The sequence below is a fragment of the Neobacillus bataviensis genome, assembly GCF_019969725.1.
Window position 1 is genome coordinate 322,278 of record NZ_JAHXYW010000003.1, and the last position, 16,915, is coordinate 339,192.

At 38.0% G+C, this 16,915-nt stretch carries 14 protein-coding genes and 1 pseudogene; 4 read left to right on the plus strand and 11 right to left on the minus strand.

Annotated elements, in window-relative coordinates:
* Nucleotides 1-10: 10 nt before the first annotated feature.
* The 7 genes from LC455_RS09995 to LC455_RS10025 form a co-directional block, all read right to left on the minus strand.
* A complete protein-coding gene (locus LC455_RS09995; RefSeq protein ID WP_223590374.1) occupies nucleotides 11-559 on the minus strand; it encodes a polyhydroxyalkanoate biosynthesis repressor PhaR in 549 nt (182 codons plus the stop codon).
* An 18-nt stretch (nucleotides 560-577) separates the two neighbouring features.
* A complete protein-coding gene (locus tag LC455_RS10000; RefSeq protein WP_223590376.1) occupies nucleotides 578-1,186 on the minus strand; it encodes a hypothetical protein in 609 nt (202 codons plus the stop codon).
* Between the two features lie 94 nt (nucleotides 1,187-1,280).
* Nucleotides 1,281-2,552 carry an MFS transporter gene (locus LC455_RS10005; protein WP_223590378.1) on the minus strand — a complete coding sequence of 424 codons (1,272 nt, stop codon included), beginning with the start codon at nucleotides 2,550-2,552 and terminating at the stop codon, nucleotides 1,281-1,283.
* A 125-nt stretch (nucleotides 2,553-2,677) separates the two neighbouring features.
* Entirely contained in the window at nucleotides 2,678-4,582 is a 1,905-nt protein-coding gene (locus LC455_RS10010; RefSeq protein ID WP_223590379.1) for an alkyl/aryl-sulfatase, read from the minus strand.
* A gap of 178 nt (nucleotides 4,583-4,760) precedes the next feature.
* A complete protein-coding gene (locus LC455_RS10015) occupies nucleotides 4,761-5,969 on the minus strand; it encodes an iron-containing alcohol dehydrogenase (RefSeq protein WP_223590381.1) in 1,209 nt (402 codons plus the stop codon).
* A 45-nt stretch (nucleotides 5,970-6,014) separates the two neighbouring features.
* A complete protein-coding gene (locus LC455_RS10020) occupies nucleotides 6,015-7,535 on the minus strand; it encodes an aldehyde dehydrogenase family protein (protein WP_223590383.1) in 1,521 nt (506 codons plus the stop codon).
* A gap of 68 nt (nucleotides 7,536-7,603) precedes the next feature.
* Nucleotides 7,604-9,121: a long-chain-fatty-acid--CoA ligase gene (locus LC455_RS10025; RefSeq protein WP_223590386.1), complete on the minus strand. Its 1,518-nt coding sequence runs from the start codon at nucleotides 9,119-9,121 to the stop codon at nucleotides 7,604-7,606.
* A gap of 139 nt (nucleotides 9,122-9,260) precedes the next feature.
* Here LC455_RS10025 and LC455_RS10030 point away from each other — a divergent pair, with 139 nt between their 5' ends.
* Nucleotides 9,261-10,187 (plus strand): LysR family transcriptional regulator, encoded by a 927-nt coding sequence (locus LC455_RS10030; RefSeq protein ID WP_223590388.1) that lies wholly within the window; start codon nucleotides 9,261-9,263, stop codon nucleotides 10,185-10,187.
* A 387-nt stretch (nucleotides 10,188-10,574) separates the two neighbouring features.
* Here LC455_RS10030 and LC455_RS32075 read toward each other — a convergent pair.
* Nucleotides 10,575-10,637: pseudogene (locus LC455_RS32075) on the minus strand (RNA polymerase subunit sigma-70); the annotation flags it as partial.
* Nucleotides 10,638-10,833: 196 nt separating this feature from the next.
* On the opposite strand from LC455_RS32075, the gene LC455_RS10035 reads away from it, so the two are divergent.
* From LC455_RS10035 to LC455_RS10045, 3 genes are read left to right on the plus strand one after another with little or no spacing between them, the layout of a single operon-like run.
* Nucleotides 10,834-12,318: a spore germination protein gene (locus tag LC455_RS10035; protein ID WP_223590390.1), complete on the plus strand. Its 1,485-nt coding sequence runs from the start codon at nucleotides 10,834-10,836 to the stop codon at nucleotides 12,316-12,318.
* Between the two features lie 20 nt (nucleotides 12,319-12,338).
* Nucleotides 12,339-13,424, plus strand: coding sequence for a GerAB/ArcD/ProY family transporter (locus LC455_RS10040; protein ID WP_223590392.1), 1,086 nt, complete (start codon nucleotides 12,339-12,341; stop codon nucleotides 13,422-13,424).
* Nucleotides 13,417-14,499 carry a Ger(x)C family spore germination protein gene (locus LC455_RS10045; RefSeq protein WP_223590395.1) on the plus strand — a complete coding sequence of 361 codons (1,083 nt, stop codon included), beginning with the start codon at nucleotides 13,417-13,419 and terminating at the stop codon, nucleotides 14,497-14,499. Before LC455_RS10040 ends, LC455_RS10045 begins: the two co-directional genes overlap by 8 nt.
* Before the next feature lie 50 nt (nucleotides 14,500-14,549).
* Here LC455_RS10045 and LC455_RS10050 read toward each other — a convergent pair whose 3' ends face one another.
* The 3 genes from LC455_RS10050 to LC455_RS10060 are packed head-to-tail and all read right to left on the minus strand — an operon-like array spanning nucleotide 14,550 to nucleotide 16,858.
* Entirely contained in the window at nucleotides 14,550-15,923 is a 1,374-nt protein-coding gene (locus LC455_RS10050; protein ID WP_223590397.1) for a nucleoside recognition domain-containing protein, read from the minus strand.
* Complete coding sequence (locus LC455_RS10055) at nucleotides 15,898-16,614, minus strand: FeoB small GTPase domain-containing protein (RefSeq protein WP_223590400.1); 717 nt, start codon at nucleotides 16,612-16,614, stop codon at nucleotides 15,898-15,900. The genes LC455_RS10050 and LC455_RS10055 overlap by 26 nt, the downstream gene beginning before the upstream one ends.
* Nucleotides 16,604-16,858 (minus strand): FeoA family protein, encoded by a 255-nt coding sequence (locus LC455_RS10060; protein WP_223590403.1) that lies wholly within the window; start codon nucleotides 16,856-16,858, stop codon nucleotides 16,604-16,606. Before LC455_RS10060 ends, LC455_RS10055 begins: the two co-directional genes overlap by 11 nt.
* Nucleotides 16,859-16,915 lie beyond the last annotated feature (57 nt).

Consider the following 16,915-nt stretch of genomic DNA (forward strand, 5'->3'; position numbering starts at 1 on the left):
CTCTTCAATGTTATTTATTAATACCGGTGAGCACCATTTCTTTATCCTGCTTCTTTTCCGGTTCTTTTTTCTGCTTTTCCCGCCGTATTTCGATGAGACCTCTCTCTATTTCTTTCCGCAATTCCTGAAGGTCAGCATTCATTTTTTGCGTTTCCGCCACCTCTTTGGACATCTTTTGGAATTCATTCTTCATTTGCATGACAATATTGACTACTTCTTCGAACATTCCTGAATTTTCTTTAGTAATGGAGCTTACAGTGTCTTGTAATTTCCAAATTTGTTCTTCTAAAATATCAATTTTTTCTTCTGTTTGAATAGATAGCTTTGCGGCATTAGCGACATCTTTCTTTGTCGGGATATTCATTAGTGCCGCAATTTGCTCTTGGTTCTTTCTAAGTCGCTCTAAATAAAATGAATAGGAATTGAGGCCAAAACCTGCTGTGCGAACAAATTCTTCGTTGTTTGCTAGGTTATATAATAGGCCATTTACTTGTTTGTCCCACATTTCACTCAATTGGTTGAAACCCAAAAATGGATCAAAGGTTTTTTCATTTGACATACTGATGCTCTCCTTAAATTAAGACTTTGTAGGTTCTTTTTCCATATATTTATTTAGCGGGAAAATAAGGTCTTTGAATGGTGTTGTAAACAGATTGACAAACCCTTTTTGAAATTCATAAATCGGATTTCCTGCTTGTTTAACAGCTTGGATATATTGCAATCTTCCTTTTTTCCTAAGATCCATATATTGATCAATCATTTCTAGGTATTTCTCAATCGCCTGAAAATTTGCAATCGTTTGACTAGTATTACTTAAGGGAGTCAAAACACTCTTTTGAATCTGATCCATTTGCGCATTTATTTCCTCATAAGACTGAATCGGAAAGAAATGATGCAAGGTGGTGGTTGACATTAAAAATTGTTCTCTTGCAGTCTTTTCCCATTCAGTAAATTCCTTTGTAAGTTGCTCTGCAATTGCTTTTATATTTCCCTGATTCCGTTGTACACCTTCAGAGAGTCGTTTCGAGAAGACTTCGTCGCGATGTTCAGCACACTTTGCCCATTCATCTAATTCTTGATATCCATATCTCCAGAGCAGGTCTAGGCTAGAAAGCGATGGTCCATTTACGCCATCGACAGTGATTTCTACAGTTGATTTTTTTTGATTTTCTTTTTTTACAGCCACATTACGCACATCCTTAATAAAAATATATTTGGTTTAGTTTGAAATCTAGGTTCTTAATGATTCCGATTGAAATAATCTCTAATCAAAGTTGCCATTAGAGGTTGACTGTTCTTTTTTCATTCTTTGTTGCACTTCTTTGTTTTGGCTTTGCGAAAAGGAACATGCACATCGCTGTAACCACCATTGCAACAGAGATTCCATAAATAGATGAGCTAAAACCCACTGCTGGATTTGCACCTGAAGATTGAATGAGCTTTCCAAAAATAAGGGGAGCAAAAATACCTGATGATGTCATGATTCCATAATAAGTTCCTGTCATAAGGCCTCTCCGTTCAGGATATAAACTAATGATTACTGCTGGATTAAGATTTCCAGCTGCAGCCACTAACGTATACACGATAGAAAGGATAATGATGATTGAACCCTTTCCAGTAACTAGGGGATATAACGCGTATATAAAGCCTCCTAGGATCAGACTACTGGCAGAAAAAAGAATTCTCGACTTCCATAAATTTAGAGTTTTTTTGTAAATACGATCTGAAATGATTGCCATCACTAATGCAAGTATCGCGCCAATTAATCCAGATATAGCAATGATTTTTCCAGACTGTTGTTCAGTGAACCCCTTAACTTTCATTAGATAGGCGGGATTAAAGGTAAGTCCAAAGACAATATAAGAAAAACCGATACATGCAGCTAAGGATGTAAAAATAAAAATAGGAGATCGTAACGCTTTCCACTTGTCTTTTCCATTTGTCTCTAGTTTGTTTTCCCGTTTTCTTTCCTCTTCTTCAAACAAAACATTTGGTTTCAGTCTTCCGAGCCAGAGCCAGCCAATTAACCAGACAAAGCTAATAATGCCCGAAATTAAAAACGTTTGTTTCCAACCAAAATTTGACATTAAATAAACCACAGTTGGAGCTGAAACCGCTATTCCCACAACATTGCCAAAATTCAGGATGGATATGGCTAATCCACGTGATTCCGGTTTAAACCATTTACTAATATGACTGGTTGCGGTTGCTTGAAAAGGACCTTCTCCTATACCTAGTAATACCCTGCTAAATAAAAGTAGCGGAAGGCCAGAAACAAACATCACCATTGATTGCGCAATGGTCCAAATAATCGCCATAACTACCAATAATTTTTCTGTTCCATAACGATCAGATAAAGAAGCCCCTAATATTCCGGCTAATGGGAATAACCAAAAAAAACTGCTTCCTACCATTCCAAATTGAGAGAAAGTTAGATTCAGATCCTTCATAATATGAATTCCGGCTAACCCTGTAATGGATTTATCGGAAAAATTAACAATAGACAAAATAAAAAGTGCAAGTAAAATAACCCATTTGGTCCAACCTTTCATTCGTACCCCTGCCTCTCAACAAATATTTCTTAATTTTTAATGGCATTAACTTTTTATACCTAAGGAAGAAACACCTGCATTGTTCACCTTTAAGCGGATAAATTTAAGCAGGTGCTTATTGTTAATTAAGGTGTTACGATATTGGATAATCTGTCAAACTCGTCTAATAGTGATAAAAAGTCATTTAATTTTGTTTGATCACCAGAAATGTTTAATTTACCTGCTGCTGCTGCTTGTTCTGGTGAAAGCAAGCCGAGTCCAACCCCAAAGAATGTTAATCGTTCCAGGGTTAAGGAAACATCCGGATTAGCGTCTAATTTTCCAGCCTTATAAATCAAAACGGAGTTTTCTAAATAAATAGCAAAGTTTTGGTTAATATCTGATAGAGTTACATTCAACGTTATTTTTTTACCTTCTGCCCTTTGTCCGTTTAGTTTAACAGCAATAAGCTTTAAGAAATCCTCGATTGGCATATGGTTGATAATTCCGGAAACATCTAATGGCGCAAGATCTTTATTGATTCCATTTCTGAGTTCGGAAGCACCAACAAGGTAAATATTACGCCAATTGGCTGATTCGGCTTGGTAACCCAATTGTTCGTAGGCATCTGCCAATAAATTTTTGGCTTCCGAATTTTCCGGGTCAGCCATTACGACATTTTTTAATACTTGAGCTACCCAGCGGTATTCCCCATTTTCAAAATCGGCTTTTGCTTTTTCCAAAATGGCTGACGCCCCGCCCATGTATTCTACATATTTAAGTCCCGTTTCCACTTGTGGTAATGGATCTAAATCGGAAGGATGTGCACTATAATAACCTAAATAATAATTGTAAATCCCCTTTGCATTATGTTTTAACGTACCGTAATAACCGCGATTGCCCCAATACGTATCCAGTGATTTTGGAAGTTTGATCGTTTCAGCAATTTCCTCCATCGTAAATCCATGGTTGGCTAGACGTACTGTCTGGTCATGCATATATTTGTATAGATCACGCTGCAATTTCAAATGTCCTAAAGCACGATCTTTGCCCCAAACCGGCCATGCATGAATCATGAGCAAGGCATCAATTTCTTCATTTTCAAATAAATCAATGGTTTTATCGAGTGAATTGGCCCAATGCAGAGCATCGCGGGTTTTTGCCCCTCTAACCGTATAAATTTGATGCATCAATTGATTAGCGTTCTCTGAGACAAATAATGCTTTGTAATCCCGAATATAAAAATGCATTTCAGCAGGTGCTTCCGTGTTCGGGGTTAACAAGAATTGAAAGGTTACCCCATCGATTTCCATCGTTTGGATTTCTTTTTCTATTTCAATCGTAGGCAGTGCAAAACTCATGGTTCCGGAACTCATCGTATTACCGATACCGATCGATACCGAGCCTTCCCTTCCATCTGGAATATTTTTACCAAACTGATACTCGGCCCTGCGCGCCATTATGGTACCCAAAAGCACATTTTCACTTAACGCTTCTTTTGTAAAATGTTGTGGAACGATAATAGGAATGTCCGGATTTTCCGCATACTTTAGAACAGCTTGAATGCCGCCAAAATGGTCCGCATGACTTTGACTAATAATAATGGCTGAAACCGGCCTTCTTGGACGATGTTTATAATATAATTCCATGGCGGCTTCAGCAGTTTCCGTACTTCCTAAAGCATCACAGACAATGACGCCTTGTTTACCTTCAAAAAAGAAAGTGGTTGCGATGGATTGCCCACGAATTTGATATACCCCTTCTACCACTTCAAACAAACCAGAGATAGCCTGTAATTGGGCATTTCTCCATAAACTCGGGTTTACTGTCTCAGGAGCAGTATCGTTAAGATAATTTAACTTTTCTATATCCCAAACGACTTCCCCGGAATCATCTTTAATAACTTTAGATTCTAGTGGTGCAATAAAGCCTCGGTATGCATCTTCGAAATCCTGTCGATCATCAAAATTTAGAGATTCGTACACTGCAAAATTTGCCTTTTTTGTGAAAGATGTAGCGGACATAGGTTGAGTTGATACTTTACTATTCATACAAACCTCCAAGGATTATTATTTTAAAATTTAAAAAAAGGAAAACACTTTTGACTATCCTGGCTGTAATGTCAGTTCATCAACCAAACATTAAGAGGAGGTTTTCAAGTGTTTTCCATATAATTAGATTGCCAGATTATGAAATGTAAAATTAGCGCTTTACATCTTGTAAACGAGATTAAGCCTTTATCGCAGGTACCTCGAAAACTTCATTTATCACTTTGGTGATAATCGTGGCTGGTATCTTATAGAAAACTCCGGCAGGGTCATTATGAACAGCCGGTACCAATTGTAGAAGTGTCTCTTCGTTATATTCAAATTCACCAAAAGTGTCTGGCAAATTCACCGTTTTACGAAGATCTTTTATAAATTGGATAACTTCCTCTAAGCATTTTTCTGGTTGTACTGAAGGATTGGTGATACCCAAAGCTTGGGCGAACCCCGTAATTCTTGGCAAATAGTACGTTGGCAAGGACTCCATTACATTCGGCAACAATACAGCGTTAGCTAGTCCATGCGGAATATGAAATTTTGCCCCTAACGCATGTGCCATGTTATGAACTGGAACCGCATTCATCGCAAGGCAAAAAGCAGAAATAGCCATCGAACTTGCCATTAGCATATTCGCTCTTGCTGAAAGATCGTCCCCTTTTCGAACAGCAGTTTCTAAATTGTCTACAATCATTCGAATCGATTGAATTGCATAGGCATCTGTCATCGGATTGGCCTTTTGTGAAAAATATGCCTCCACTGCATGTGTTAATGCATCAAATCCTGTAAAGGCAGTGATTTTAGGTGGCAGCCCTACCGTTAAATCTGGATCCAGAATAGCCATATCCGCATTGATAAATGGATGAAGAAGATTTGTTTTTATTCCAAGCTTTTCATTAAGGATAACGGCTACCGGTGATACTTCAGCACCTGTTCCCGCCGTTGTCGCAATTGCGACATGCGGAATAAAAATATATTGGGCTTCTGGCCACCACTCCATCACATTTCCGGTAAGTAGAGAATCACGTATATCATCCAAACCTTTATGGAGCATCCACTTGATCCCTTTTACCGTATCCAAAACGCTTCCGCCGCCAAGTGCAATTAAGGAATCGCCATTGCACTCTTTAAAGAAACGAGCTCCACGATTAATAATTTCGCCTTTTGCGTCCTGTTCAATATCTTCAAACACCCCAACGAGCTCTGGTGTACCCGGCATGATTTCAAACAATTCTTTAATTTGAGCTGTAATCCCGGCTTGGGTTAACCCTTTATCCGTAAAGAGCACTGCTCGTTTACCGCCAAGTCCTTTAATCATCTCAGGAAGCAATGTCCTAGATCCTGCCCCGCTATTTATAACTGTTCGAACAGAAAATTGAAAAAATGATGTCGACATAGAATCACCTGCTTTATTAGATTTGTATTAATAAATGAATCTGGATTATCCCAAAAGAATTTGGTACCAAGGTCTTTGACTTACTTCAGGTACGAGTGAGCAGTGGACATGCTTAACCTGAGAATATTCGTCCAATGCATGGCGTCCTAATTCTCGGCCAAAACCGCTTTGCTTGTATCCTCCAAATGGAGCATCACTGCGGAGCATATGCCAATCATTGATCCATATCGTACCAGCCTTCAATTCACGGGATATTTGCATGCCTTTGTTTACATCCTTAGTCCAAACACCACCTGCTAATCCATAAATTGTGTCATTCGCAATTTCGATTGCTTCCTCAACTGTAGAGTAACGGATGACTGAAAGCACAGGACCAAAGATTTCTTCTCTAGCAATCTTCATGTCATTATGAACATCTGCAAAAATGGTAGGCTCAATATAATAGCCATTTTCAAACCCTTCAACAATTGCACGCTTTCCTCCGCAAACCAATCTCGCCCCTTCTTGAATTCCAGATTCAATATAAGAAAGTACGGTATCCAATTGTTGCTGTGATACCATCGGCCCCATTCCTGTTGCGATATCTAATGGATTTCCAATTTTAATTGTGCTTGCAAGTTCAGATAATTGTTCAATTACTTGTTCATAAATGGAGTCATGTACTAATACACGCGTACCGGATTCACAAACTTGCCCAGAGTGTGTTAAGAATCCAAATAATACGCCAGGAATGGTAATACTTAAGTCAGCATCTGGCAATACGATTGCCGGTGATTTCCCGCCTAACTCAAGAGTGACGCGTTTTATCGTTTTAGATGCCTGCTCCATGATGCGGCTCCCTACTTCTGTAGAACCGGTAAAAGCCACTTTGTCTACACTTGGATGCGTGACAAGAGCTTCTCCAATGCTGGCACCTGGGCCAGATACAACATTGAATACACCTGCCGGGATTCCTACTTCAGCTGCCAATTCCGCTAATTTCAAGGTAGATAGCGGAGTATTGGACGCTGGTTTGACTACGATCGAGTTACCCATAGCCAATGCAGGAGCAATCTTCCACATAGCTAAAATCATTGGAAAGTTCCAAGCAGTCACAGCTGCTACAACCCCAAGCGGCTCACGCCAAACTTGGTTATTGCTTGGTCCAGGAAATGGTACAGTAGGAAGAGACTCAACATACGGATACTCTACCGTAAACTTTGCTGTTTGCTGTAAGAGATCGACAATGGATAGGATGTCTAAGTTTGAAATACGTCGGACTGTAGCCCCAGAACTAATAGACTCTAAGTAACCCAATGCTTCAGCATGTTCAATAATCTTGTTACCAAATTGGATAAGTACATGAGCGCGTTCTTGTGGAGATTTTTTAGACCAAACTCCCGAATCAAAGGCCTTCCTGGCGGATGAAACAGCCGCCTCCACATCTTCTTTCCCAGCCTTTGCCACCTTTGCCACGACTTCACCAGTTGCAGGGTTTATTACATTAAACGTTTCTCCGCTTATAGCTGGCTTCCACTCACCGTTTATAAAGAGTGGAAATTCCAATGTTTGCACTGTTGATTCCATAGAAATTCCTCCTTGTTATTTACTCTTTAAAAATCCACAAAAGTTATTTAGAAAAATTCTCTACCAAACTAATTGACTACCACATTTTCAAACTGCAAAGCTCTTTTCAAAATTTTACCTGTACTGTTTTTAGGTATTTCCTTCATAAATTCCACTTGTTTTGGAAGCTTGTACTTAGCAAGCTTGTCCTGGCAGAAATGCAAGATGTCATCCATCGTTATGCTTTCATCGTTAGATACAACGAAAGCCTTTACAATCTCTCCATATTCTTTATCCGTAATCCCTACTACCGCTGTTTCCACAATTGCCGGATGTTGATATAATACTTCTTCCACTTCTCTCGGATAGACGTTGTACCCGCCAACGATGATCATATCTTTTTTACGGTCCACGATATAGATGTACCCTTCTTCATCCATTCGGGCCAAATCACCTGTATAAAACCATCCATCTTTCAATGCTGTAGATGTAGCCTCCGGCAATCCTAAATACCCCATCATCACATTTGGACCTTTTATAATCAATTCTCCGATTTCTCCTCTTGGAACTTCGATTCCATCCGGATTTACCACTTTGTTCTTTACATCAGGTATATCAATACCAACAGAGCCAGGTTTGCGTGTTCCCCGCAACGGATTGAAGGCTGTTACGGGAGCCGTTTCAGAAAGACCATATCCTTCTAAAACGTGCACATTATACTTTTCTTCGAATCTATGTAATAATTCAACAGGAATCGAAGCACCGCCTGAAAAACAAGCCCGTATCGAGGAAAAATCTTCGGCCGTCGCTCCTGGCAGCTGTAACAAAAAGCTAAACATGGTCGGAACTCCGGCAAAAATCGTCGCATTCTCTCTTCTAATCGTGTTAATCACTTCAGTTGGGCTAAATTTAGGAACAATGACAATGGATGCCCCGCAAGCAATCGGAATGTTGATACAAGTCGCGATACAAAAAACATGGAACATTGGAAGAACCGCAATGACACGATCTTCTTCAGTGAACTCCGTAAGCTGGGACATCGAAGCAGTATTGGATGCCAAATTTCGATGGGAAAGCATGGCACCCTTAGGCTTCCCAGTAGTACCGGAAGTATAAAGAATAACCGCCAGATCTTCCTCTCCAATGGAAGGGCTTTCAAGTTTTTCAATTGAATCATGAATTAGACGCTCCCAAGACCATTCGGACTCAATTGAATCTGTAAAGATAACCATCTTCAAATTTTCATGTTTCTCTCTTAATGGAGATATTGTCGCTTCTAAAGATGAATGTGCAATCACAGCTTTTGCTTGGCTATTCGATAAAATATAGGAAATTTCTCCCGAAGTGTAGGCAGGATTAATCGGAACAACTACTGCACCTGCCCGAAGAATCCCAAAGTAAGCAATAACAAACTCAGGACAATTACCAAGTATTAGAGCGACTCTATCTCCCTTTGTGATGCCTGCGGATGATAGACCGGATGCTGCACAATCCACCAATTTATCAAGTTCTGCATATGTTTTACTTTGATTCAGAAAAGTATAGGCGGTACGATTTGGAAATCTTGTTGCACTTTTCTTTAAATTCTCATTTAAATTCGAACTCATTATTTTTCCTTTTCCCCTCCTGTTATTTTTTTAGAAAATTAAGATTTTCTTGAATTTATTATATAAATAACTTACACTTAAATAAAACAACTGTTACTTAAGATAATATAAGCTATACTTCTATTTAAAGGAGAAACCTATGCATATAGAACAATTAGAATACATTGTAAAGGTTGCGGAAACAGGATCTATTTCGATAGCAGCAGAAAACCTCCATGTTTCTCAATCCGGAATCAGTCAATCTATTACTAGATTAGAAAATGAGTTGGGTGTTAAAATATTTAAACGCTTCAAACGCCTTGGCGCCGTTCCAACGGATGAAGGGAGATTATTGGTTAAAAAGGCCTATGAGGTATTAGTCAGACTTCAGGAATTTAAAGAAGAAGCCAAATCTTTTAACACGGTCATTTCCGGAAATTTAAAGTTATCCTCTATCCCTGGCTTTATGCTGTTCCTTTTAGAACCTTTATCTTCTTTCAAAAATGCTTATCCAAATGTGAATATAGAAATTTCAGAAAAAGGCACTCAGCATATTATTGAGCTTGTAGAAAATAATCAAATTGATATTGGCCTGATCACAATTTACGAAGATTTAATAAAAAAAAGAGAAGATTTAATATTTGAAGTAATCCTTGAAGGAAAAATGAAGGTATACGTTAGCAAATCGTCTCCTTTAGCGTCACTTAAAACTATCACTCCTGAACAATTGATGACCCAAAATATTATTCTGTATAATGGTGATTATGTAAAACGCTTTGCCAATGATTTAATTAGTAAATTTGGGCCAATGAATATAGTATTTACCTCGGATAATACTGAAGTAATAAAAAAAGCGATTTTACAGGGATTAGGAATAAGCTTCGGTCAAGACTTTTCTATTGAAAATGATCCTTTTGTTATAAGCGGTGAAATCGTTCCTATCGAAATCATTAATTACGAACAGGAAAAGATAGGTTTAGGCTGGGTACGCTCAGAGAATAATCATTTTTCAATAAACACAAAGAAATTTTTAGAACTTTTTACATTCCACTCCCGACTGTTGACGCATTCATCTCATAAGGATTAATGGTGAATTTACAGAAAACTCCCTTCCTATGAAGGGAGTTTTCTGTATGGAACTTGATTATTAATTAAATCGGGTTTTTAATTTTTCTGGTGTCAGTTAATCTATTTTTTCTATTGACTTTATTCAATTATTATTCGAAAAGGAAGGGAGCAAACAAGCAATGCTTTAAAATTTGCCGATTTAATCATCGAACATGAAAGGCATGTAAATAAAAGAAGCAGACTGATGTCTATTTTTTCCATATATTTGAAATTCGAAGCATTGAAATGGCCCGATGTATTCGGGTTTCAATTGTACTTTGATTTTCCTCTTGATCAACCTTCAAACTGCCAACTTTTAAAAAAGCTTTAAGTATGAATCCTGCACAATATCTAAGGCATCCTCTTAATTTTTCACATAACTATAGGCCAGCCGATAAAAATTTTCTCTATTTTCTGATACTAACTCAATAAGTGCATCTTCTTTCTGACTTTTTTCATGAGTTCGAGCTCCCTTTAATTTTGTTTTACGTTGTATAAAAAAGACGTCCGGCTTTACCAAAAAGTTTGAGTATAAATATGAAATTTCCAAAGGAGAATATATGTTAATTTGAATAAAATTCCCCTCTTTACACATAATTAGAAAAAATCATTTTAGAGGGATTTATATGAAGTTAAAAAATAGGAATAAGGAAAAGAGTTCAGCCTCAGATCATAATTGGCTTGAACGATTGTCTAGATCCAATGATTTCGTTCAAGAGCATACTTCCTATAGAGAAGAGGAGCCATTTTGGATTTCATACTATCGCACTCTCATTTCATCAGACATTTTACATAAAGATGTTCTACCCTATTTACAGGAAAAGCTACCCCTCGAAGAATTAAAAAGTAAAATCCCTGTTCAAGAGATTATTTTTACAAGGGATACAGATAAAATCATTCAAAACATCATGAATGGTTTTTTGGTGATTCAAAAGCATCAGATGGATGAAGAGTGTTTATTAATTAATATAGCAAACACTAAATTTCGTGATGTTAGCATTCCTACGATGGAAGCATCTGCCATAGGACCACAGGTTGGTTTTATTGAAGAATTAGACACTAATATTAATCTAATTCGAAAAAGATTGCCTGTTCCGGAACTTCACGTTAAGGAATTGAAAGTTGGAGAATTATCAAAGACAAGAGTAGCCGTACTTTACATGGACGGAATTGCAGATCCTGAAAATATAAACACGGTCATCCAAAGAATATCCGATATTCAATATGATCATATTCAGGACAGCTCTTACATTGCTTCGATGATTGAGGATAATTCTAATTCTTTGTTTCCACAATCGATTTCAACAGAAAGAACTGATCGCGTTGCTGCAGGGCTTACAGAAGGAAAAATTATCATTGCAGTAGATGGATCTCCAAATCTTCTCATACTTCCAGTCACTTTTATGGAAGCTTTTATTGCAATGGAGGATTATAGCTATTCTTGGATAATCGGAAATTTCTTCCGTTTATTACGGTTTGTTGCTGTCTTTATTTCGACATTCCTTAGTCCGATGTATGTTGCCATTATGACGTATCATTATGAATTGATTCCAGCTAGGTTACTGGAAACGCTTGTTGGCTCAAGGGAATCTGTCCCCTTCCCTCCATTCTTAGAGGCCATTTTTTTAGAACTAATGATTGAAATGGTAAAAGAGGCCGGCATTCGGTTGCCGCTAAAAATTGGGCAATCCCTTGGGGTTGTCGGTGGTATAGTGATCGGACAGGCGGTAGTAGAAGCTGGACTAACAAGTAATGTACTCCTTATTCTTGTCGGACTCGGAACATTATCATCCTACACTGCACCTGTCTATAAATTCAGTAATACGATTCGGTTTATTAAGTTTCCAGTCATTTTCCTTGCCCAATGGTTTGGTGTATTTGGGGTGTATTTCGGAGCCCAATTCACCATAATCCATTTGCTAAGGTTAACGTCTCTGGGTCGTCCTTATTTAAGCCAATTTCCAATCCGGATCACTTCCTTTCAAGATTTATGGATAAGACTCCCATTTTCCATGCAAAAAGAAAATCCAAAAAACTTGAGGCCGCAAAAGAAGCGGAAATCAACCGGTACGAGAAAAAATCCAGAGCCAGTGAACGATTTTTATGAATAAATCATAAAGGAGAATTCCATTTGCAAGCGAATAGAAGACATCAAGTATCTCCTTATTTAGTCTTCTTTATTGTTTATGATTCGCAGGTCGGTGTTGGCATTTTATCATTCCAAAGAACGATTGCGGAGAAAGCAGGCTATGATGCGTGGATAGGTGTATTTTTGGCAGGGTGTTTGGTTCAAGCCTTTATATGGGTAATGTATAAACTTCTTGGAAAAGCAGATGGGGATATCATCGATGTTCAAACTAATATTTTTGGAAATATACTAGGTAAATTTTTAAGCTTTTTCATCATGATGTATTTCTGGATGGCAAGTTTATCTGTCTTACTTGCGTTTATAGAAATTATTCAAGTTTGGCTGTTTCCAAGCATCCCATCATGGATTCTTTCAATTTTGATCCTAATATCAGTGTATTATTGTATTTCTGGAGGATTTCGGGTTGTTGTCGGGGTAGGATTTTTATCGTTTATATTTCCGCAAATATGGTTAATCATCCTATATGTTTTCCCATTAAAAATGGCTCATTTTTCAAATTTGCTGCCGATAATGAACCATTCCTTTCTTGACTTGGTGGATTCTATCAAAAGTTCTATGTATACATTAGCAGGTACCGAAACATTATTGATGTACTATCCATTTATAAGGGATCCTAAAGCCTCAAAAAAATTCGCCCATTTTGGGGTTTTATTTACTACTATATTGTATACGGCTTCTTCTATCATATCCTTTGCCTTTTATAGTGAAGGTCAGTTAAAAACGACCATTTGGCCAGAGCTATCGTTAACAAAAATTATAAAGGTTTCTTATTTGGAGCGTTTTGAATACTTATATATCTCGATGTACTTGATTATCGTAACGGCATTAATATCACTATTATTATGGTGCTCAAGCAGAGGTTTAAAGAAGATATTTAATCAGAAACAAAAATTTACGTTAATCATTATTAGCCTTATGAGTTTGGCTCTTAGTCAATTTATAAACGAAACTTACAAGGATTTGCTGGATAAATTTGTCACTCAAATGAATTTATATATCTTCTACGTCTATATCCCTTTACTTTTAGTTGTCTATACTTTTTTAAAAAGGGGTAACAACCATGGTTAAGCGTTCCGCTTCTTGTTTTTTTCTTATGCTATTATTATCAGGGTGCTCCATTCTCCCGACCTCTATCGTCAATGAAATTGATATGGCACAGGGGGTTGGCTATGATTTGGCCAACAAAAAAGACATTAAGGAAACAATTGTATTTCCCATTTTTAAAAAAGATAAATCTTCTTTCACGGAAGTCAAATCAGCTCAAGGACAATCTAGTAAAGGAATTCGTACCATCCTAAATAACGAAACACGTTATCCATTGGTAAGCGGCCAGCTGCGATTGGCTCTTTATGGAAAATATATAGCAAAAAAAGGGATTAATGATTTTGTGGATACGTTAAACCGTGATCCTTCTATCGGCAGCATTGTCAAAATGGCGGTTGTCGACGGTGAAGCTGAAGAACTGTTAAAGCTTAAGAAATATAAAATGGAGAATGTCTCCATTTACGTCCAAGAATTGCTGGAGCATAATATGAAACTCGGACTACTTCCAAGAACAGATTTACAGACCTTTTTATTTCAGCAATTTCAAATAGGACAAGATCCTTATTTACCAATTATTAAAAATGTCGATGGTGACATAAGGATCACGGGCATAGCAATATTTAAGTATGATCAATATGTTACCTCCCTTTCAATGGACGATCTTTTCATATTTAAAGGTTTGGTTGATAAAAACAGGAATGGTTTACACCAATTTATATTAGATAACGGAGATAAGTTAGTTCTCGAACAAGTCGATTCAAAGACAAATTATAAAGTAAAAGTTGTACACGGTAGACCAGAATTTACAATTCATCTTAAAATGAAAACAAAGCTTCAAGAGTTCGCTCCTTATGAGAAACAAAGGCTGGCTTTTGATAAGAAAAAATATCAAAAACTGGTTGAGCAGGCATCAGAGAAAAGCATCTTAAAAATAGTCACTCAATTTAAGAAGTACCAAGTTGATCCATTGGGTTTGGGAGCAAAATATAAAGAACATTATCGCGGGTTTAATGAAAAAAAGTGGAATAGGTATTATCCCAATATAAAGGTTCATGTAATTGCCGATATAGACATCCGGCAGACTGGAATTATCGATTAACGATAACATGAAAAAGACACCACATGAATGAATGTGGTGTCTTCAAAAAATTAAACCCATCCGAAAAATTTCACCGTTTGGGTAATAATCAACGGTACGATTATCGCAATAACGGTTGGGATCAGAAACGCCATGAACGTCCATTTCTTACTCTTGGTCTCTTTATAAATATTCAGCAAAGTAGTTCCGCAAGGATAATGCAGCAATGAAAACAACATCATATTCAATGCAGTTAACCAAGTCCAGCCGTGAGCTAAAAAGATTTTTTTCAAATCTACCAAGCTATCAACTTCAGTTAACGAACCGGTTGATAAATATCCCATTAACAGGATTGGCAGCACAATTTCATTGGCCGGCAGCCCCAAAATAAAGGCCATTAAAATGTATCCATCTAGACCTAACATTTTTCCAAATGGGTCCAAGAAGTTCACTGCATACATGAGGATACTCGTATCACCAATATATATATTCGCAAACACCCATGTTAAAATCGCTGCAGGTGCCGCAACTTTAACCGCCCTGACTAATACAGACCAAGATTTCGTTAATGAAGAACGAATCACCGTGTCAAAGATTTTAGGCTTGCGATATGGCGGAAGCTCTAACGTATAATGGGTCGGAACCCCCTTTAGAGCGGTTTTCGATAGTACCCACGAAACGAAAAAGGTCACGATGATTCCGAACATGACAATTCCGACAATGACTCCTGTGGTGACAAGTGATGCCATCCCGCCTGTGAAACCTGCAGCCATAAATAACGAAGACAAAACAATTAAGGTTCCCCAACGTCCATTACATGGAACAAAGTTATTGGTCAAGATGGCGACCATCCGCTCCCGAGGGGATTCGATAATCCTTGTTGAAATAACAGCCGCGGCATTACATCCAAACCCCATTGCCATTGTTAAGGACTGTTTTCCATGGGCCCCCACCCTTTTAAATAAACGATCCATATTAAAGGCTACCCTTGGCAAATATCCATAATTCTCGAGTAACGCAAAGGTTGGAAAAAAGATCGCCATTGGCGGAAGCATGACACTTATAACCCATGTTGTACCACGGTATAACCCGAGTACAAGAATTCCATGGAGCCATTCAGGAGCATGAATAAAGGTAAAAAATTTGGTGATATAACCTTCCAGATAGCCAAAGAACTCTGCTATTAAGGAGGATGGAATATTGGCGCCCGCTATTGTTATATAAAACAATAATCCGAGCATCGCAATCATAATCGGAAAACCAAAGATCGGTGATGTAAAAATCGCATCCAGTTTTTCCGTCCTCGTATCCCGTTTTGATTTTGTATAGGAAATGCCTTCCTGGCATAATTTATGGCTGCGATCATAAAGTTGTTGAACAATATCATCCCTCAGCTTTGGTGTCGACAGCTCTTGAGCTTCAGCAAATATGTGTTGAATACTCATACTCTACCTGCCTCCCGGACAATCTCTGATTTATTTCGTTCAATAAGGTTTCGTCCCCATCTAGCAATCTCAAAGAAACCCAGCGCGAAGATAATTGATTGCCTACGATTTCACGAACTTTTGGTTCAATTTTCTTGATTTGTTCTTCAATTTCTTCTGAATACGCCATTCTAACCGGGTTACATTCAATGGCTCCAGTCACAATACGATCAAGGGTATCTAAAAGCATCGGAAAGCCTTTTTTGTTCCGTGCTGAGATCTTGATGACAGGAACCCCTAAGCGATTTGTGAGCAGACGTTCATTTATTTGAATCCCTTGTTCTTCAGCAACATCAATGAGATTGATTGCAATGACGACGTTTTTTGTCATCTCTAAAACTTGTAAAGCGAGATTCAAATTCCGTTCTAAAGATGTTGCATCGAGTACTACGAGCGTTACATCAGGCTTTTCAAAAACGATATAATTTCTAGCAACCTCTTCATCTTTTGAATTGGAAAAGAGCGAATAGGTGCCAGGGAGATCGATAAGTTGAAACGTTTTATCCTTAAATTGCACAGTGCCTTGGGCAAGGGAAACCGTTTTACCGGCCCAGTTGCCGGTATGCTGTCTGAGTCCCGTTAAGGCATTAAACAACGTGCTTTTGCCCGTATTCGGGTTACCTGCTAAAGCAATTCGATATTCAGTTCCCATCAGATACCAGCTCCCCTTCTATTTTAGAACTTTCCTCTTCCCTTAAAGCAATCGTTGTTTGGCTGACACGAAAGGCAATTGGGTCACCCAAGGGGCTTTTCCGTACGACCTCAACCAATGCGCCAGTCACAAATCCTAAATCTAATAATCTTCTTCTCATCACACCGTCCAGATTTAAAGAAGTAATTTTTATAATATTTCCTTTTTCACCATTCACTAATTTCATTGTTTTAGGTTTATCCATCTCTCTTTCCCCTCCTTCAAAGTTTTTACCTTGTGCAACTTTTTGTTAATTATATGA